Genomic DNA, 18,890 nt, shown 5'->3' on the forward strand with positions numbered 1-18,890 from the left:
AAGCAGAGAATGGCGCACGACGCAGAAATCGGAAGTCGCAGCGAGCGGCGGGAGCACTCGCCCACCAACCTCTACGTCGGCGCCAACTATCATCCGCACGACTCGGACCCACACCAGTGGGCGCGCGACATCCACCTGATGAAGGAGGCCGGGTTCACTGTCGTCCGCCTCGGCCACCTGGCCTGGGACAGCTTCGAACCCGCGGACGCCCGTTTCGAGTTCACGTGGTTCGACCACGTCATGGACCTGATGCACGATGCGGGCATCGAAGTGATCCTCGACATCGCTGTGCGGCCCGCCCCGATCTGGCTGCACCGGAAACACCCGAGCATCAGCATCACGGACTCGAACGGCAACCGGCTGTACCCCAACACCCGCTACATGGTCGACGTCGGCGACCCCGCATACCGCGAGCACGCACTGCGCTTCACCGACACACTCACCCGCCGCTACGCCGACCACCCGGCGCTCCTGGCCTTCGGCATCGACAACGAGCCGGGCGACGGACCGTACTCGTACTCCGAAACGGTCCGCTCCCGATTCGTCTCCTGGCTGCAAGGCAAGTACTCGACCACCGAAGCGCTCAACCAGGCCTGGGCAGGCCAACGTTGGTCGCGCCGCATCGGCGACTTCGACGAGGTGGGACTACCAGTCTCCGGGACGGTCGAGGGCGCCCCCGAGCGAATCCTGGATTTCCGCCGCTTCGTCTCCTGCGAGATCAACGAGTTCCTGCTCTCCGTCATCAGCCGCGTCGAAGAGAACGCTCCGGCAGCACTCCTCACAGGCAACTCCTGGTACTACACCGAAGCCGAACGCGGACGCTATTTCGACTACGCGGAGATCGCCTACTCGGGAAGGCTGAACCGGCACGGCATGGGCTTCTATCCGGGCCCATCGCTCGTGGACAACAGTGGCGTGAACGAAGCTCTCATGGGGATCGCGCGGATCAGTTTCGAGAGCGAAACCCCGTTCTGGTGCACGGAGTTCACCACCATGACAGCGGTCCCCGGCTCGGTGCGGAAGAGCGCCTACGCGTCGCTGATCCTGGGCAACCAGATGGTCTGCGGCTGGACTTGGCAGTCGATGCACGGCGGGGAGGAGCAATACCTCCAGGGCATGGTGGACTGGGACGGCGAGCCCAACCGCAAGTACGAGGAATATCGGCAGATCGCCCACGAATTCGCAAAGATCCAGGACCATGGCTTCCCCTACCGGCCGCGGGCCGACATCGGGATCGCCTTCTCCTTCCCGAGCCAGCTCGCGAGCGCTTCGCTCCCGGAGAAGCACGATATCCAGCTTCAGACGTGCTTCAACGCAGTCCTCGAACGAAACCTCGACCAGCGTGTGGTCGACGTGAGCCGCAGCAGCCTGCCCTGCCAAATCCTCTTCCTGCCCGGCGTCGCCCTCATGGACGAGGAATCAGCAGCACGCATCCGGCAGTTCGTCGCCGACGGCGGAACAGCCGTGATGACCTCCTACTCCGCTTCCGTCACCACGACCGGCCAGATCTTCACCAGCACCCGGCCGGGCCTCCTCGACGACGTGTTCGGCATTCGGCTCGGGTCGTATCAGGAGCCGCATCTGCTCAACGAGCTGACCGGCGGCAAACTGAAGGGCGACGAACTGGACATCATCTACGGCGACAAGCGTGTCCGCGTCGAGGCCCCGCGCATCGACGAGATCCACCCCCGCACGGCGCGCGTCGCCGCGTCGGCCACCGGTCTCGACCGCGACTACCCGATGGTCACGGTGAACGCCTACGGAAAGGGACGCGCCATATACATCGGTACGCCGGCGCGCCGCGGGCTGATCGACATCGTCCTGGACTCCGAGCTCGAACTGCGTGGAATCCGCCCCGACGTCACAGCGCCGCCTGGCGTCCTGGCCCGGGCCATCGACTCCACCCACCTGCTCTACGTGAACCTCGACGGCGAAACCAAGGCGATCACCGGGCCCGGGCCGTCCCGCAGCGCGCTGTACGACCGGGCCTACCCCACAGGCGACTTCACGCTTGCCCCGTTCGACTCCGACCTCGTTGAGGTCACCCCATGGTCCGACGTCTCGCAGAGGAGGGCGCCGCATACCCCCTGAACCTCAGCTGTCCGGCCAGGCCGGTCATCGATCGCTTTGGAGGAGCAGGGGCTGGGCCGAGCCGGCCCTTGGTCACGAGCGACAGTCCTGCCGTGTACAGAGGCGAGCAGAGTGACCCGTCGATCGGAGAAAGCGATGAGACCACGTGTTGCGCCCCCGGATGCCCTCGGGACCGCAGCCATGGAGATGCTGCTCTCCCTGAGCAGCCGGGAGTCATCAACCATACGCAGCAGGCGAACGGCGAGGTGGTCTGCCTCACCGCTTCGATGAACGTCTTGGGGGAATTCCGCGCGGAGCGCGGATCGTGATCTCGAACCTCGCGAGACGAGCAACAGGTGAGACGCCTACGCCCTGGAATAGCCCGTGAACTGTGAACTTTCCGGTTTTCAACCGGAAAGTCACCTGAGAGTGCTGCGCCACGCGGGAATGACGGTCGTGATCGAAGTCACCGTGAAGGTCGAGTGAACGAGAGCGCCTTCTACCTCTGCCTGATTAAGGTTTCTTTACTTTCCTGTGGACCGGAGAAGCCTGGTCCTGTCGGCGCCGCTCCGATTCACCACAACTCAAAGGGAGACCGGTGCACACCCCCGCCCCCCGAAGGATCAGCCGCCTGCTGATCGCCCCAGTAACAGCACTCCTGCTGATTCCGCTCGGCCCGGTCCCCACCGCCGCGGCTGCCGACCAGGATGAGGCACCGCGCATCGAGACGATTCTCGACGTTTCCGGATCGATGAAAGCCTCCGACGTCGGTGGCGGAACCCGCATGGACGCCGCCAAGGAGGCCATGTACACGCTGATCGACTCGACCCCGTCCGGCGTCGACATGGGAGTGCGCCTCTACGGCTCCGAGTACCCGGGCGCGAACAAGTCCACCGGCTGCAAGGACACCGAGCTGATCAGCCCGGTCGCCGCCCTGGACACCGAGGCCAAGGCGTCCGTGAAGAAGAAGGTCGCGGCCACGAAGCCGACCGGCTTCACCCCCATCGGGCACTCCCTCAAGCAGGCTGCCCGCGACCTGGGATCCGAGGGCAAGCGGCGCATCATCCTCCTCTCCGACGGCGAGGACACCTGCGCGCCGCCTGAACCCTGCGAGGTCGCCAAGGAGTTGGAGGACGCGGGCGTCGACCTCGTCGTCGACACCCTCGGCTTCAAGGTGAACGGCAAGGCCGTCCAGCAGCTCAAGTGCATCGCCGACGCCACCAACGGCACCTACCGCGAGGCGGAGGACGCCACCGAACTAGGCGCCGCCCTACAGGGGCTGCTCCGCCAGGGCATCAAGGGCTACGAGGCCACCGGCACACCCGTACAGGGCGGCGCCTCCTGCGAGAGCGCCCCTGTCATCAAGCCGGGCCAGTACGTCGACACCCTCGCCGGGGGGCAGAACCGCTACTACCGGATGACCGCACAGCCCGGCCAGGCCGTGCGCTTCGGAGCCACCTGGCTCTCCAACGACAGCAGCACCGGCATCGGCACCTGGATCAAAACCCACGTGAACGATCAATTGGGCCACGTCAACGCACCGATCACCAGCAGCTTCAGCGGTGCGGGCGGCGGCGCGGTGATCTCCAGCGGCGAGCAGAGCGACCGGATCACCTTCGAGAACCTCACCAAGGCCCGTCCCGCCCCGCGGCTTTGCGCCGAGATCGTCCCCCCTGCGGGGGCGGATGAGAACAACCAGGTCGAGGTGATCTTCAACCTGGTCGGCAACCCCCTCACCCAGGCCGATGTGAAGAAGCTGAAGAAGGACCCGGAGGCGCTCGCCGAACCGAACGACGCCGAAGTGATCGCCGGTGGCTCCGCGGAAGCGCCGGTCAAGCCCAGTGACGCGACGCCCGGTTCCGCCAACGAGAAGCAGGAACGCGCCGAACCGGCCGGCGCCTCCTCCGGCTTGACCTCGCCCTTGTGGCTCGGTTGCACGCTCGCTGTCGCCCTGCTGGTCGGCGCCGTCACCGGCCTGCTGATCAAGCGCAACCGGAGGGCCTGATGACGATCATGCGACGACACCTCGCCACCCTCGCGGCCTTCGCGCTGCCCACCGCACTGCTGTGCAGCGCCATGCCCGCCCAGGCCGCCGAACGTGCTCCCGCCGGCGGCTACTCGTTCAGCGGGGCCAGCGAGATCACCGCCGACCGGTCCACCGCCAAGCAGACGTACGCCTTCGGCGAGACCCTCTACTGGAAGATCTACGCCAAGCCGGGCCAGTCGCTGACCGCGAAGGCCTCGCTCGCGATCCCCCAGGGCATGGCGACGGAAGTCCTGCAGAGCGTGCACGTGAAAATCTTCGACCCCGCCCGCCAGGAGGCCGACTGCGGCTCCGAGCACGGCAGGGCCGACAAGGGCTACTACATGGTCAACTCGCGTGCTGTCGACGCCGGGAAGCCGATCGCCCCCTGGTGCGGCACCGGCGGCGGTGACAGCCGCGACCAGGAGGACGAGGCCCTCACCCAGGCCGGCTACTACACCGTCGCCCTCCAGGTACAGCACCTCACCGAAGCAGCCGCTGGCACCGGCGTTCCACTGACCCTCACTGTGCGGCGCGGCAAGGGTTCCGCACCAGAGCCGGAGGAGTACGCCCCCGGAACGCCGTCCCCCGGCGTAACGGTCCAGAAGCAGGGATCGGGGGCGTCCGGTGTCGAAGGGCCCGAGAGCGGTACGGAGTCCGACGGCGAAGGCGGCGCCGGAGCAGGCTCGTCGCCCTCCGACGGAGGAGACCAGGCCGCGACGGGCAGCGACAGCGCCTCCGCCACCGACTACGCGGTGATCGGCGGCGTCGCGCTCGCCGGACTCCTTGTCGGGTTTTTTGCAGTGAACCTGCTCGGCCGCCGCCGCGCCAACGCCCCGGCGGGGCCGGGATTCCCGCCCGGACCAGGACCCAACTCCGGTGCTGCGGGCCCCGCGCCAGGCGGTACATGGTCCCAGGCTCCCTCCGGTGCACCGTCGCCCCCGCCCGGCCACTACCAGCAGCCACAGTCGCCGCCGTACCAGCAGCCGCAACAGCCCCCCTGGCCCGGGAACGGCTCCTGACCGCGGGACCGGACGCTACGAGAAGCCCCGCCGAACACCCGGCGGGGCTTCTCGCGATGTTGAGTTTCCCACAAGGGAGGGTGAACAGTGCGCCTGCGGGGCGTGCCGTCCGCACAGCTCAAGCGCCTGTACCGCGCTGCGGCAGGATGGGCACGTACGTTGCTTCGTCTCGCCTACCTGACCGTCACCAACGCGTTCGCCATGCTGCGGCTGCTACCGATGAGCGACCGCGACAAATACGCGGAGATCCTTGCTCTGCGCCGTCTCCGGATCCCGGTCGCGCCCGACACCGTACTGCGCTAACGCCGTGACGTGTTCAAACGGCGCCACGCCCACACCGGCAGGCCGGAAGAACACGTCCAGCCACCTACGGTCCATTCGATCCGCGCGCTGATCTCCACGCCAGGCCCGGAAGAACCCGGCGTGGAGATACCGCAGGGTGCACGGCGAACTCACCACCCTCGGTATCCAGATCGCCGCCTCTACCGTGGCCCTGGCCCTGGCGTCCTGGCGGACACCAAAACCACCGTCACGTACCAGATCGTGCATCAGCCCCGATCAAGCCCAGAGGGACAGCATTTCGTAAGCCACGTGGGCCGCCGCGAACGCGGTGATGTCGGCATGATCGTAGGCGGGGCTCACCTCCATGACATCGCATCCCACGAGCGATGTGCCTCTCAGGCCACGAAGAATGGACAGCAGCTCCCGACTCATGAGACCGCCGGGTTCAGGGGTGCCCGTCCCGGGTGCGAAAGCCGGATCGAGGACATCGATATCGACCGAGATGTACAGCGGTCGATCGCCCACCCGGGCGCGAATGGCTTCGACAACCCCGTGGATCCCCGTCTGCTGAATCTCTTCACTGCGAGTGGTCGCGAAGCCGATGGCCTGGTCGTCGAACAGGTCCGACGTGCCGTAGACCGAGCCGCGTGTGCCGATGTGCATGCACGCCTCCGGGTCCAGCAGCCCCTCTTCGGATGCTCGACGAAAGGGGGATCCATGGTGGAGCGCCGACCCGAAATAGTCGTCCCACGTGTCCAGGTGAGCGTCGAAGTGCAGCACGGCGATAGGGCCGTGCTTCCGCTTCAGATTCCTCAGGATCGGCAGGGTGATGGTGTGGTCGCCGCCCAGTGCCAGGATCTTGTCCGACCGTTCGGCGACCGCCGCTATGCCCAACTCGGCCTGCCGGACGGCATCTTCGATGTTGAACGGCGACAGGGGGAGGTTCCCCATGTCCACGACCTGATGGGCCGCGAAGGGAGTGACACCTTGGTCCGGGTTGTAGGGACGGAGGAGTCGCGACCCGGCACGGATGTGGTCGGGCCCGAACCGTGCTCCCGGACGAAAGGTCACACCAGAGTCGAAGGGCAGTCCGGTGATGGCAACTTTGATGTCACCGACCTGATCGCTGTCACCGCTGGACAAGCCCGCGAACGTAGCCGGTCCGGCGAAGCGTGGAGTCACACTGAAATCGGCCTGCCCGCGAGGCTGGGTGCTTGCTGTCTGCCCCTGCGTGGGCCCGGTGGGGTTGGGATCCATGTCATCTCTCGTAGTCGGCCTGCGGCTCGGCGCCCTCGGGGTGACTCAGGCGCCGGCGCCGCCGGAGTGTTTTCGATGTAGTCGTGATCGATGGCGGATGCTCCCGCCACGACATGTGTCCGGCTTCGTCCCGTGAGGAGCCCTGCGAGACGGTGCCGTCAGCTGAACAGCGACGTCACCTGCTGCCAGCCGATGAGGGCCGAGAGAATGCCGAAGAACCCGACACAGAAGACGAGCACGACCGTCCGGACGGGTCCTGTCCTGATCTCCTTGGGCAGCGCACGGCGGTTCATCACAAGGAGAAGGATCGAGTAGATGAACATCGCGACGCCCGCGACGCAGGCAGAGATGACCAGGAGGACCAGGGGCTGGTCCAGGCCGAGGAACAGGATCATTCCACCGAGGATCACGAAGGCCCAGACGAGACCGAAGTAGATCTTGTTCTCCTGGACGGAGGACTTCTTCAGGTATAACGTCTTCACCACGTCAGCGGTCAACCGGCAGGCGACGTCAATGATGCCGACCGCGGCGGCGAAGAGCGAGAACATACCGATCGCCCAGAAGAGGACGGCGAACCATCCACCGGCGATGTCGCCCATGCGCTCGCCCTGGGTCTTGAGGAAGTCCGCCGTCTCAGGCAGCCCGGACGCACCGAACAGTGTGGAGTAGGCCAGCATCGAGGTGAACGTGATGGAGATGACGGTGATGGCTCCAAAGGCAAACGCCTGCTCCAGGTTCGCGAAACGCCACCACCGGCGCCAACGGGCCATGTTCTGCGCGGTCGGCTCGAAAACGAACCCCGTGGTCTGCTGAACCTGCATGACACCCGTGACCGGGCTCGCCAAGCGAGGCAGGTACCTCCCCATGCCGAAGCCCTTGTCGCGGACCCAGTTGCTCTGGCACAGGTTCTGGGAACCTCCGGCGCCGGCATAGGCGACGGCCATCATGACCACGTCGAAGCCCAGTTGGGTCGGGACATGGCCGACATGGGTGACCGCGGTGGGTAGGGCTCGCCATGTGTCCGCGTCGATGACGAAGACGATCGCCACGGCGAAGAACAAGCCGATGACGACGACCTTGAGGACGATCAGCCGTTCAAGTGCCACGTACACGACGGGAGCGAGGGTCAGGATCGCCCCGATGGCCAGGAGCATGCCGCAGGCGACGACCGTGGGGTTTCCGCCGAAGACGTACGTGAACAATGTCGCCGAACCGGTGGCCCATCCCGGCCATACCGTTTCGACGCACACCATGATGGCGAAGACCAGGCCCCAGTGCCGCCAGTGACGGCTGAAGCCTGTGAGCGCGGTCTCCCCGGTCGCCAGTGTGTACCTCTCGACCTCCATGTTGAGGAACCACTGGAGTGTGACGCCGAGCGCGGCGCCCCAGAGAAAGGTGAAGCCGAGCTGGGCCGCCATGTGCGGCCAGATGATGAATTCACCGGACGCAAGACCCACCCCTGCACCCACCACGCCGGGTCCGATGAGTCGTGCGATGCGGCGCGGCGGTTCCGGCAGGTCGCGCACTTCTGGGGCGGGAAGGATGTGTGTAGGAAGCGTCGGCTTGAACTTCCCTGTCTCCCCTACGGTCGATGCGTCGCCCGAAGCTGCCATGGCATCCAGTCCTTTCAGGGGGAGCGGGGCGGGGTGGTGCCTAAGGAGCGGTGCGCGGGGGTACATCAGCGGTCCGGGGCGAGGCTCGAAGCCTCGGGCCGGTGCGCCAAGTTTGTTTCCACAGATCCCGACCGCACAGTGTTGTGAGTACGAAGATCGGGTCCTATTTTTGGGCGATGCACACACACGTGGACCGTCCGCCGGTCACGCTCGGGGACGTACTGGCGGCGCCGGACCTGGGACTACGCCTCCTGGTCGGCCCCGACGATGCGGCGGAGCGGATGGTCGACGGGGCGCATACGACCGAAGTGCTGGACCCCGGGCGGTGGTTGGCGCCCGGATGGGTCATGATCACGACGGGCCTGCAGCTGCACCGCAGACCTGACCGGCAGCGTCTTCTGGTGCGGGAACTCGCCGGCGAGGGCATCACGGCGGTCGGCTACTGCGTCGGAGTAGTGACGTCGAAGGTCCCCGAGGCACTGATCGACGAAGCCAGGAAGCTGGACTACCCCGTGTTCACGGTGCCCTTCAACGTGCCGGCGCGCGACATCATCACACATGTGAGTCGACTGCTCCTGGCGTCGCCGCCCGAGGACCCCTTCGGCCGCGAAGTCGCCATGCAGGACTACCTGATCAACGGGTTCGATGACATCGTCCGCAGCTCACTGACCCCGGAAGTCCGGATCCTGGAGAACCTGAAGTCACTGCTCCACACTCGAGTGGAATTCGTGAATGCCGGGAGTCGCACAGCACTCCCCGGCCTGCCCCACATCGGCAACCTGGCCAAGACACTGACCGGTCTCGCGACGCAGGGCACCACGGAACTGAGGCTCGACGGCGACGAGTTCCTGGCCGTTCCGTCCAGGCTCGGCGGGCTCTTCGTGGGCTGGCTCCTGGTCCAGTTGCCGGATCCGCGGGAAGGGGGCCACCAGGCGCTGAGCATGGCCCAGGCCGCAGCCAGGATGATCGCCCTTTGCGTGGTGTCACGACAGCACAGCACAGAGAACCAGGACGCCCTGCGCCAGGAGATTCTGGCAGGCCTACTGACCCTGGGGCCCGGCTCGAACGGCATCCGTACAGAGAATCTCGCTGTGGTGTCCCAGACCCGCGCCCTGCCCCTCCTGCACACCATGGGCTTCCAGCCCGGCGAACCTGTCCGGGCCGTCGTCGCGCAGCCCAGTAGCCCCTGCTCCCGGTCGTACGGCCACCTGCACGCCAACCTCCAGGTCAGCGGTGTGCCCTACCTGCACCTCGCCCGGGACGAAGAGTTCTTCGCCGTCGTCCAAGCCGACTCCGACACTGCCGCCGCACTGGCGGACGGCTTCGACGGTGTCATGGGTGTCGGGGGGCCGGTGAGCAGCATCGCGGACATCGACCAGTCCTTCGATCAGGCCAAGTTCTGCCTGGGCAGGGGCACCAGAGAAGCCGGTGCCCCTGTCACAGGGCCGGGCACTCAGGTCGTCCAGTTCGACACACTTCCCCTGAGTGACTGGCTGTGCGAACAGGTGTCGGTCCCAGGCAAATCGGCCAAGGTCGAGGCGTTGGTCGAGCCATTGCGCCGCCAACCACTCGTCCTGCGCGCCCTGATCGAGTACCTCCGCCACGATCAGGACATCCCGGCCGCCGCGAGGGCATTGCACCTCCACCCGAACTCGCTTCGATACCGGCTGAACAAGGTCGAGGCGATCTTCGGCGCACCGTTGCGCCGCCCGAGCACCATCGCCAGTCTGTTCGCGGCACTCACCGCGGCCCGGATCTGGTGAGTCACAGCCGTGCGTCCCGTCCGCCGCCGGCTCAGTCGACGTAGTCGGGAGCGATGCGTTCGACCAGACGCAACAGCGCGGCCCAAGCCGGCTCGAACTCACCCTCGTTGCTCAGATCCGTCCGCGCATCGCCGTCGTTGAGCTGGCGGGCGGTGTACTCGCACACCTCGCGCGGCGGGATCGTGAGCGACCCCCCTGCCTGCGCGGCGAGCTGGATGTCGCAGGCCTTGTCCAGATAGTACATGCGGAGGAACGCGCGTCCTGGGGTGTCACCGACCGTGAGCAGTCCGTGGTTGCGGAGGAGGGCGGCGAACACCTCGTCGAAGTGGGCCGCCTACTCCTCCAGCGGCACCGGCGCGGGCGGACACGGAAGTCGAGAGGTCATTTCCAGCCCCCAGCACGGCAGTTGGACTCCCGCCACCACCGGTCTACGGCGAGCGCGTCACACCGCCCCCCTCTCTACCGGCGGGCTTGGCGAACTACCGGTAAACAACGAGCAGTTGGAACCCCTACCCGTCGGCAGCGGGACCGGTCGAGGCGCGGATCTTCAGATGCGAGGGAAGCGCGACGCGGCGGGCGAGGTGCGTCTCCCCCGCCAGCAGCATGCTCACCGCCGTGCGGCCGACCTCTTCGAGTGGTCCGGCGAGCGTCGTCAGCGGCGGCGCGCAGAAATCGGCGCCGAAGATGTCGTCGAAGCCGACGACGCTGATGTCCCGCGGGATCCGGATGCCCCGTTCCGTGAAGCGCTTGAGTGCGCCGATCGCCAAGAGGTCGTTGTGTGCGATGACCGCCGTGGCGTCCAGGCCCAGTGCCGCGTCCGCGGCCGCTGGACCGCCCTCGATCGATACGGGAAAGGGGCCGGCGACGGCCGCGGCCATTCCCAGGGTGTGCGCGGCCTCGCGCACCGCCCGCCAGCGCTTGGCCCCGGACCAGGACTCGCGCGGCCCGCCGAGGAAGACCAGTCTGCGGTGGCCGAGTGAGTGCAGGTGCTCCACGATCTGCCGTGGCCCCTCGACATGGTCGGTGGTGACACTGGCGATACCGGCACTCTCCCGGTTGACCAGGACCACCGGCCGACCACCCAGGGTGGGGGCCAGTTCTCGGGTCGGGAGCCGGCTCGCGGCGAGGATGAACCCGTCGACGAAGCCGGAGAAACGGCCGATGGCAGCGCGCTCGGTCTGGGGCGACTGCTGCGCGTCGCCCAGGAGCAGGGTGTAGCCGGCGGTGGCGGCCTGGTGCTCCGCGCCGCGGATGAGTCCGAAGAAGTGCGGGTTGGTGACATCGGACACCACGAGGCCCAGCGTTCGCGTGCGACCCGATTCCAGGGCCCGGGCCAGGACGTTGGGCTGGTAGCCGAGTTCCGCCGCGACGCGCTCGATGCGCTCACGGGTACGGACGTTGACCCGCCCCGGATTGGTGAAGGACCGGGACACCGTCGAGATCGCCACCCCTGCCGCCGTGGCCACATCGGCGAGCGTCGTCGGCTTCCCCTGCAGTCCACGTCCCTCGGATGCCCCCTCCTCGCTACGCCGCCCCATGTTCTGACTGCCCCCGCCCTCGAACCGCCCCGACACCTCTCTGAACGGCCTTCACGCTACGCCCGGTTGGCAAAAACTGGCAAACGATTGCCATCCGGAGGCGGCGTATTTAGCGTTCTTGCTCAACACCCCCTTCCCCTGCCCCCTGTTCTCTGACGCCACACGATGGCGACCAGGGGCCGAGCCGCACTCCGAGGAGAGCCTATGACGGTCAATGCTGTCCGTCCGGCGCAGCGCACCACAGCAGCCGGCACACCACGAAAGGCCGCCGTCGCGGCATGGGTGGGAAGCGCCCTCGAGTACTACGACTTCTTCATCTACGCCTCTGCCGCGGCCCTGATCTTCCCCACGGTCTTCTTCCCTCAGGGCAACCCCACCGTCGCGACGCTCGCCTCCCTGGCCACCTTCGGCGTCGGCTATGTTGCCCGTCCGCTCGGCTCCTTCTTCATGGGACACCTCGGGGACCGGCTCGGCCGCAAGAAGGTCCTCGTCCTCACGCTCATCATGATGGGCGCGACAACGTTCCTCGTGGGTTGTCTGCCCGGCTACGGCGAGATCGGCATGGCCGCGCCCGCACTCCTGGTCGTCCTGCGCATGCTGCAGGGCTTCTCGGCCGCGGGCGAGCAGGCCGGCGCCAATGCCATGTCCTTCGAGCACGCACCCGCGCATCGCCGCGCCTTCGTGACCAGTTGGACCCTGGGCGGCACCCAGGCCGGACAGTTGCTCGCCAGTGCCGTCTTCATCCCCATCGCCGCAGGCCTTTCGGACGAGGCTCTGTACTCCTGGGGGTGGCGCATCCCGTTCTGGATCAGTGCGCTGATGCTGGTCGTCGGATTCGCCGTCCGCCGCTCCCTCGACGAGACCCCGGCCTTCGAGAACGAGAGCGAACAGGACCGAGCAGAGGCGACACCGCTGACGGAACTGTTCCGAGCCCACCGGCTCCCGGTCCTTCGCGTGTTTCTCGCCGCCACGATCTCCAACATCGGCACCGTCTTCGCCGTCTTCGCCCTGACCTTCGCCACCGACTCCTCGTACGGCGTCGACATGGACAGGACGGTGCTCCTTTGGACCTCGGCCGCCGGCAACGCTCTCGCCGTCCTCACCATCCCACTGCTGGCTTTGCTCTCCGACCGTGTGGGCCGCAAACCGGTCTTTCTCGGCGGGATCGGCGGCTGCGCCGGCCTGGTCGCGCTGTTCCTCTGGTCGATCTCCATCGGCAGCGCCACGCTGGTCGTCGTCACCGGAGTCCTGCTGATCGGTGTGGCATTCGCGGCCACCCTCGCGGTGTGGCCCGCCTTCTACGCGGAGATGTTCCCGACCCGGGTCCGACTGTCCGGAATGGCAGTCGGCACCCAGTTCGGCTTCGCCACCGCGGGGACGGCGCCGCTCGTCGCGGCGGCCATCACCCCCCACTCGCCGTCCGGATGGATCCCCGTAGCGGTCTACGCGGTCGTCGTCTGCGCCGTCGCGGCGGCCGCTGTGCTGTGGAGCAGGGAGACGTTCCATACGCCGATGAAGGATCTCGGCCGCGTCTGAGCCGGGACCGACCCCACCAACACAAGCGGTGCCGCCCGGCCCGGTCGCCGGACGGCACCGCAGACAACGAAGAGAGCGCACCGCCATGAACAACCCCCTCGCCCGTGTCGCCGTCGTCACCGGAGCGGGCGGCGGGCTCGGATCCGCCATCGCCCAGGAACTCGGCGCGGACGGCTTCCAGGTCGTACTGGTCGACCGTGACCGCGCTGCGGCCGAGGCCGTCGCCGGCTCGATCGGCGACAAGGCAGTGCTGCAACCGTGCGTGTTGAGCGCCGACGTCACCGACGCGGAGAGCGTCCAGGCCTTGGTCAACGAGATCACCCGGAGATACGGCCGTCTCGACGCCCTGGTCAACAGCGCCGGTGTCGAACGGGTCAGCGCGCTCGAGCAGGCACCTGAAGCGGACTGGGACCTGACCATGGATGTGAACGTCAAGGGCCCTATGTTGCTGTGCCGGGCGGCGGTCCCCCTGTGGCGCGCACAGGGTTCGGGAAGCGTGGTGAACATCAGCTCACGCGCCTGGATCGGCGGCTCCGCCAACAGTTCCTACTCCGCCTCGAAGGCCGCCCTGGTCGGACTGACCAAGTCGATGGCCGTCGAACTCGGCCCGCTCGGCGTGCGCGCCAACGCCGTCGCTCCAAGCTTCGTCCGCACCCCGTTCAACGAACAGCGCAGCGACGTGACCGACATGGCGGGCATGATCGAACGCTACGAGGCGTTCACCCCGTTGCGCAGGCTCGTGGACCCCGTCGACGTCGCCAACGCGGTGACGTTCCTCGCATCCGAGCGCGCCCGCAACATCACCGGTGAGGTGCTGCACGTCTGCGCGGGCTCCCAACTCCCGCCCATTGTCTGACGACTGGCTCGCAGCCCCCTCTTCCCCGGCCCCCCACGGAAGCACAGCCCACCACCATGACGACGCTCTCGCTCTCCCCCCTGACCGTGGTCGACACACCACCCCCGGACGTGGTGACGGCAGCCGCCGCGGCGGGATTCGACGCCACCGGAATACGCGTCTGCCCGGCCGGTGACGATCCCGCCTGGCCCATGCTGGGCGACACCCCGATGCTGCGCGAGACCCGGCGGCGCCTGGACGACACCGGACTCACTGTCCTCGACGTCGAGGTGTTGCGTATCCGGCCGGACAAGGACCCGGACGAGGCGCTGCGCATCCTGGACTCCGCCGCGCTCCTTGGCGCGCGCTACGTCCTGGTCAACGGCAACGACCCTGATGAGGCCCGTCTCACTGCGCGTTTCGCCGAACTGTGCGCCGTGGCCGAACGGCTCGGTCTGCGCCTGGGCCTTGAGTTCATGGCATTCAGCGAGGTCAGGACTGTCTGGGACGCTGTACGCATCCTCCGCGCGTGCGACAGCCCCGCGGGGGCACTGGTCATCGACGCGCTCCACCTCGAACGCTCCGGCACCGACCCGGCGGAGTTGGCCTCGATCCCCACCGCACTGCGGCCGTACGCCCAGCTCTGCGACGCGGCGACGCCACCGGCCGGCCGCCGCATCAACCATGACGCGCTGATCAGCGAGGCACGTACGGGACGGCTCCTGCCGGGCGACGGCAATCTGCCGCTCAACTCTCTGGTCCGGGCGCTGGCCGAGACGGAAGCACTGTCGGTCGAGGCTCCGGTCGCCGCCCTGTCGCACCTCTCGGCGGACGAACGGGCAGGACGGGCCTACCGGTCGTTGCACCGCGCCCTGGAGGATGCACGGACAGACCTTTGAGTACTCCCGGCGGCCGACGTGCCCATTCGCGCCTACGAGCCCGCCACCGACGCACGCCCCGAACGCGGCCAGCAACACCTGCTGGAAGAGGTGTTGGGGCGGTGTGGTCCAGCCTGTGAGGCTCAAATCATGAATCGCCGTCCCGCTGTGAAGCCCTCGCCGTAAAGAACCGGGAGCACAGCACCCGGAGCAGCGGCTCCGCCGCGACACACCCGACGACGCTGGTGGCCTCTGTCGCCCTGCTGGCCCCCAGTCTGACCGTCATCCCGCTGGTGATGACCAGCCCAGCCCTGACCTGGCTCGTCGCCTCGATCTGGGCAGCAGCATTCAACGCCTTCAGCACCGCCGTGCAGGTCACCGTGTCCTCACGGGCCTACCCCGCCACCGACATCGCCGCAGCGGCCACCATCTCCGCTTTCAACGCCGGCATCGCGGGCGGCTCAGCCGCGGGCGGACTCGTCCCTCACTCTGCCGGATTTACCGGCATCGCCCTCACCGGCGCCGCACTCGTCGGCGCAGGGCTCATCGCCACACTCCTTGCGCCGTCTCTACCTGAGCGCGGCGAACACCCGGACTCGGCGTCATGACGCCCAGACATGTGACCCCAACGCCCTGAGCCCAACAGGGAGCCGTCCACGGCGTGGGCCCCCGTCAGCACCTGCCAGGAACGCGGACCCACGCACACGACGGCTCTGTCACGAGAACGGGCTCTGGCTACCTAGCCCGCCCGGGGAAGCCGTAGCGTCAGGCTGATCATCTGGGCTAGGCTCCCCGGCCATGACTACCGGGACGGCTTCGCGCCACGCACGGATCGGTGACCCGGTGCTCCGCTGAGCGCCGTACGGGCCGATGCGGGCCCCGTTGCACGAGCTCCGCCTTCGTCGTGTTGATCACAGGTTCAACCGGCAACGACGACGGGAGAGTTCATGACAGTCAAGACGCTGGAGATTCCGGCCGCGGACGGCATGGCCGACGGCTTCGCCGCATTTCCCGAGAGCGGTGGGCGCCATCCGGGCGTGCTGATGTACCCGGACGGGTTTGGGATCCGGCCCGTACTGCGGGAGATGGCCCAGGAGTTGGCGGAGCACGGGTACTACGTACTCGTGCCGAATGTCTTCTACCGGCACGGGCCCGCGCCGGTGGCCGAGCTTCCCGAGTTCGTCGGGGCGCAGGACCGGGAGCGGGTCATGGGTGCGGTGATGCCCTTGATCCAGGCGCACACCCGTGAGCGTGTTCTGCGCGACGCGGAGGGCTATCTCAGGTTTCTCGGCGCCCAGGCCGAGGTCGCCGCCGGGCCCGTCGGGGTGACCGGGTACTGCATCGGCGGGCTGTACGCCGTGCGCACCGCCGCGGCCCATCCGGGGCGGGTCGGCGCCCTCGCCGCGTTCCACGCTCCCGTCGGCGTCGACGGCCCCGGTCTCTTCGAGACCGTCACCGCGCAGGTCCATCTCGGGCACGCCGAGGGCGACCTGACGCCCGATGCACTGGGCGACCTCAACCGTGGGCTGGATGCCGCGGGGGTCGCGTACACCTCCGAGATCTACCCCGGCACCGTCCACGGGTTCACCATGGCCGACACTGAGACCTTCAGCGCGGCCGGACTGAAGCTGCACTGGGAGCGGCTGCTACCCCTGTGGAAGTGCACCCTGAACGGCGCGTAGGGATCAGAGCCTGTCTTTGGGCCACCGCCTGCGCCGGCGGATGTTCAAAGGCAGGCACCCGGCCGCTGTCGCCGCTCCTACCGCCCAGCGCCAGGTCCGGCCGTAACGGTCGACCTGGATGGCCAGCCGCTCCAACGGGCGGCTGGCCATTCCACATTCCCACCACGGTTGTCCTGTCTCAGTGGAATGGCCTGGGTAAGCCAGCCGTTGACGCTACTGAGGCCGCGATCGTTGATCTGCGCGTCGTGTATGGCGAACGCCCGCTGGGGCTTGACCGTGTTGACAAAGTCGATCGCCTCCGCCGTCTCACCGCACCAACCGAGACCGACAGCGTCCGAACCAGCCCATCCCAAGCCGTCGCCTCCCGGCCAGCGCCCCACTCAGTCACTGCCGGATCTCGCATCCGCCCTGCTGTCCTGTCCGCGCTCACCGATCTCGCACACCGCCCCACACCCCACCTGCCCGACGACCCACCCTCGCGGGCTACGGAGCCCGCGTCATGGACCTCGCGCTCGCCGGCCCGCAGCCCACCACGCGCGGCGCCTACCTCGCCGCCTGGCACCAACGCATCCTGCCCACCCTCGGCACCCTCCCCATCGACCGCCTCACCCCAGGCACCATCGACCGCACCGTCCACACCTGGGCAGAGACCGGACACCACCACTCCGCCATCAAGAACACCCTGGCCATGCTCGCCCGCACCACCCGCCAGGCCACCCGCGACGGCTGGCTCACCCAACCCCCCTGTACCCCTCAACGCCCAGGACACCGACACCGGGCCACGCGGCCCGGCGCTGCCCGACTACACGACACTCTGCGAACTCGCAGACGCGCTCACCAGCGCCTCTCACCAGCGCTATCCCTGCTGGGCCCACGCCGTGATCTTCGCCGCCTGCACCGGCGCCCGCATCGGCGAAGCCTCCGGCGTCCGAGTCCGCGACATCGACACCCGCCACTGGCTCTGGCTCTGGCTCTGGCAAGCCCGACGACAGACCACACCGGCACCCGGAGGCCTCGTCGACAAGTCCACCAAGGGCCACCGCGTCCGACTCGTCCCGATCATTGCCAACCCGACCGAGAGCAACGCGCTCATGCCCTTCCAGGCCGACCCGCCCGGCCACGAGGACGACTTGCGAGCCCTGGGTGAAATCATCGACCGGCGGCAAGCTCGGTCCCCGAAACGAGCCTCGCCGCTCCGCGTCACCGAAGGGAATCGAGCCGCCTGTGAACACCAGCCTCAAGGCCGACGACATCGATCTGCGTCTGGTCCACTACGTGACGGTGCTCGCCGAGGAACTGCACTTCGGCCGTGCGGCCGCACGCCTGCACATCGCGCAGCAGACCCTTTCGGCCCAGGTCGGCAGGCTGGAACAGCGGCTCGGTGTCACGCTGTTCGCCCGCGACCGCAGACATGTGGAGCTGACTGGGGCGGGTGAGCTATTCGTGACCCGTGGGCGTCAACTGCTCGACCTCGCAGCCGTGTTGGTGAGGGAGGTGAGTGAACCGGCGCGTCCCGTCCGGGTCGATGTGGTGACGGAAGGGCTGAGCTCCGGCCTGGCCGCGCAGTACCTCCGCGCCCACCTGCCGGACGTACCGCTGGAAGTCGTCCAGGGGCATGGGCTGTCCCGAGCGCTGGAACAGCTGCGCAGGGGCGAGGTCGACCTCGCCTTCGGCCGGGTGAGCGGGCTGCCCGCCGCCAAGGAGCACGCGTTCCGCCGCATGCTGGTGAAGCTCGAACGGGTCGGAGTGGTACTGCCCGAGCATCATGTTCTCGCACACGACGACCGCGTCGCACTCTCCGGGCTGCGGGGCTACCCGATCCTCCTGCACACCGCCGTCGAGGCTGTCGACTGGGAGGACTGGAACACCTCACTGGTCTCGCACTTCGACCTCACCGTCGGACGCCGCCTGCACGGTCACGGCCGCGCGGCGGCGAACGCGGCGGCCCTCGCCTACGACATGCCGACACTGGCCCCGCTGAACGCCCCGGTCCCCGAAGGGCTGGTCGTGCGCCCGCTCCATGCCCCGATCCCGCTGTGCCCGCTGTGGCTGGTGTGGAGTGCCCCCGAAGGGGCGCTCCACGACACACGGCGGACCACGCACATCGCGGCAGTCATCGAGGACATCGACCGACTGGCCGCCGACCAGAGCTGGAGGGCCTTTCCACGCGAGCCCTGGTGGCTCCCCGATCCGGACCGGGCCGAGCTGCCGACTGCGGGCACGCGGTGATCGGCTCGGCATCAGCGAGTGCTGACAGTTCGTGGCTGTCACAGAGGGGCCAGGAACTGTTGGACCGGGGCGGGGACGCGGGAGTGGAATGAGGCATGTCCCCGGCGGTGATCGGACCGCCTTGGTGGACCCCGCACACGTGCCCCGCACACCGGAGTGAAC

Annotated in this window: 15 protein-coding genes and 1 pseudogene; 11 read left to right on the plus strand and 5 right to left on the minus strand. The window is 67.9% G+C overall.

Features of this window, described 5'->3' with window-relative positions; translation table 11 throughout:
- Positions 1-9: 9 nt before the first annotated feature.
- From ACFYWS_RS25645 to ACFYWS_RS25660, 4 genes are all read left to right on the plus strand, one after another.
- On the plus strand, positions 10-2,091 hold the full coding sequence (locus ACFYWS_RS25645; protein WP_389280445.1) for a beta-galactosidase: 2,082 nt from the start codon (positions 10-12) through the stop codon (positions 2,089-2,091).
- A 577-nt stretch (positions 2,092-2,668) separates the two neighbouring features.
- Positions 2,669-4,075, plus strand: coding sequence for a VWA domain-containing protein (locus tag ACFYWS_RS25650; RefSeq protein WP_389280446.1), 1,407 nt, complete (start codon positions 2,669-2,671; stop codon positions 4,073-4,075).
- Positions 4,075-5,115 carry a hypothetical protein gene (locus ACFYWS_RS25655; RefSeq protein ID WP_389280447.1) on the plus strand — a complete coding sequence of 347 codons (1,041 nt, stop codon included), beginning with the start codon at positions 4,075-4,077 and terminating at the stop codon, positions 5,113-5,115. Before ACFYWS_RS25650 ends, ACFYWS_RS25655 begins: the two co-directional genes overlap by 1 nt.
- A 102-nt stretch (positions 5,116-5,217) precedes the next feature.
- Complete coding sequence (locus ACFYWS_RS25660; protein WP_389280448.1) at positions 5,218-5,418, plus strand: hypothetical protein; 201 nt, start codon at positions 5,218-5,220, stop codon at positions 5,416-5,418.
- Positions 5,419-5,673: 255 nt separating this feature from the next.
- Here ACFYWS_RS25660 and speB read toward each other — a convergent pair whose 3' ends face one another.
- The gene (speB, locus tag ACFYWS_RS25665) at positions 5,674-6,654 is read right to left on the minus strand and encodes an agmatinase (protein WP_389280449.1); all 981 of its coding nucleotides are present in this window, start codon (positions 6,652-6,654) and stop codon (positions 5,674-5,676) included.
- A gap of 158 nt (positions 6,655-6,812) precedes the next feature.
- Entirely contained in the window at positions 6,813-8,267 is a 1,455-nt protein-coding gene (locus ACFYWS_RS25670) for an Nramp family divalent metal transporter (protein ID WP_389280450.1), read from the minus strand.
- A 143-nt stretch (positions 8,268-8,410) separates the two neighbouring features.
- Here ACFYWS_RS25670 and ACFYWS_RS25675 point away from each other — a divergent pair, with 143 nt between their 5' ends.
- The gene (locus tag ACFYWS_RS25675; RefSeq protein WP_389280451.1) at positions 8,411-10,030 is read left to right on the plus strand and encodes a PucR family transcriptional regulator; all 1,620 of its coding nucleotides are present in this window, start codon (positions 8,411-8,413) and stop codon (positions 10,028-10,030) included.
- 31 nt (positions 10,031-10,061) lie between these two features.
- Here ACFYWS_RS25675 and ACFYWS_RS25680 read toward each other — a convergent pair whose 3' ends face one another.
- Both ACFYWS_RS25680 and ACFYWS_RS25685 read right to left on the minus strand, forming a co-directional pair.
- Entirely contained in the window at positions 10,062-10,346 is a 285-nt protein-coding gene (locus ACFYWS_RS25680; protein ID WP_389280452.1) for a class II aldolase/adducin family protein, read from the minus strand.
- A 193-nt stretch (positions 10,347-10,539) separates the two neighbouring features.
- Positions 10,540-11,568 (minus strand): LacI family DNA-binding transcriptional regulator, encoded by a 1,029-nt coding sequence (locus ACFYWS_RS25685; RefSeq protein ID WP_389280453.1) that lies wholly within the window; start codon positions 11,566-11,568, stop codon positions 10,540-10,542.
- 204 nt (positions 11,569-11,772) lie between these two features.
- Here ACFYWS_RS25685 and ACFYWS_RS25690 point away from each other — a divergent pair, with 204 nt between their 5' ends.
- The 5 genes from ACFYWS_RS25690 (at position 11,773) to ACFYWS_RS25710 (ending at position 16,499) form a co-directional block, all read left to right on the plus strand.
- Entirely contained in the window at positions 11,773-13,104 is a 1,332-nt protein-coding gene (locus tag ACFYWS_RS25690; protein ID WP_389280454.1) for an MFS transporter, read from the plus strand.
- Positions 13,105-13,189: 85 nt separating this feature from the next.
- Complete coding sequence (locus tag ACFYWS_RS25695; protein WP_389280455.1) at positions 13,190-13,960, plus strand: SDR family NAD(P)-dependent oxidoreductase; 771 nt, start codon at positions 13,190-13,192, stop codon at positions 13,958-13,960.
- A 56-nt stretch (positions 13,961-14,016) separates the two neighbouring features.
- A complete protein-coding gene (locus tag ACFYWS_RS25700; protein ID WP_389280456.1) occupies positions 14,017-14,838 on the plus strand; it encodes a sugar phosphate isomerase/epimerase family protein in 822 nt (273 codons plus the stop codon).
- Positions 14,839-15,113: 275 nt separating this feature from the next.
- A complete protein-coding gene (locus tag ACFYWS_RS25705; RefSeq protein WP_389280457.1) occupies positions 15,114-15,425 on the plus strand; it encodes a hypothetical protein in 312 nt (103 codons plus the stop codon).
- Between the two features lie 339 nt (positions 15,426-15,764).
- A complete protein-coding gene (locus tag ACFYWS_RS25710) occupies positions 15,765-16,499 on the plus strand; it encodes a dienelactone hydrolase family protein (RefSeq protein WP_389280458.1) in 735 nt (244 codons plus the stop codon).
- Between the two features lie 77 nt (positions 16,500-16,576).
- Here ACFYWS_RS25710 and ACFYWS_RS25715 read toward each other — a convergent pair.
- Positions 16,577-16,804 (minus strand): annotated as a pseudogene (locus ACFYWS_RS25715) (hypothetical protein); the annotation flags it as partial.
- Positions 16,805-17,723: 919 nt separating this feature from the next.
- Between ACFYWS_RS25715 and ACFYWS_RS25720 the strand changes: the two are divergent.
- The gene (locus ACFYWS_RS25720) at positions 17,724-18,728 is read left to right on the plus strand and encodes a LysR family transcriptional regulator (RefSeq protein ID WP_389280459.1); all 1,005 of its coding nucleotides are present in this window, start codon (positions 17,724-17,726) and stop codon (positions 18,726-18,728) included.
- Positions 18,729-18,890: the final 162 nt, after the last annotated feature.

Source organism: Streptomyces sp. NPDC002795, assembly GCF_042888725.1.
GTDB lineage: Bacteria > Actinomycetota > Actinomycetes > Streptomycetales > Streptomycetaceae > Streptomyces.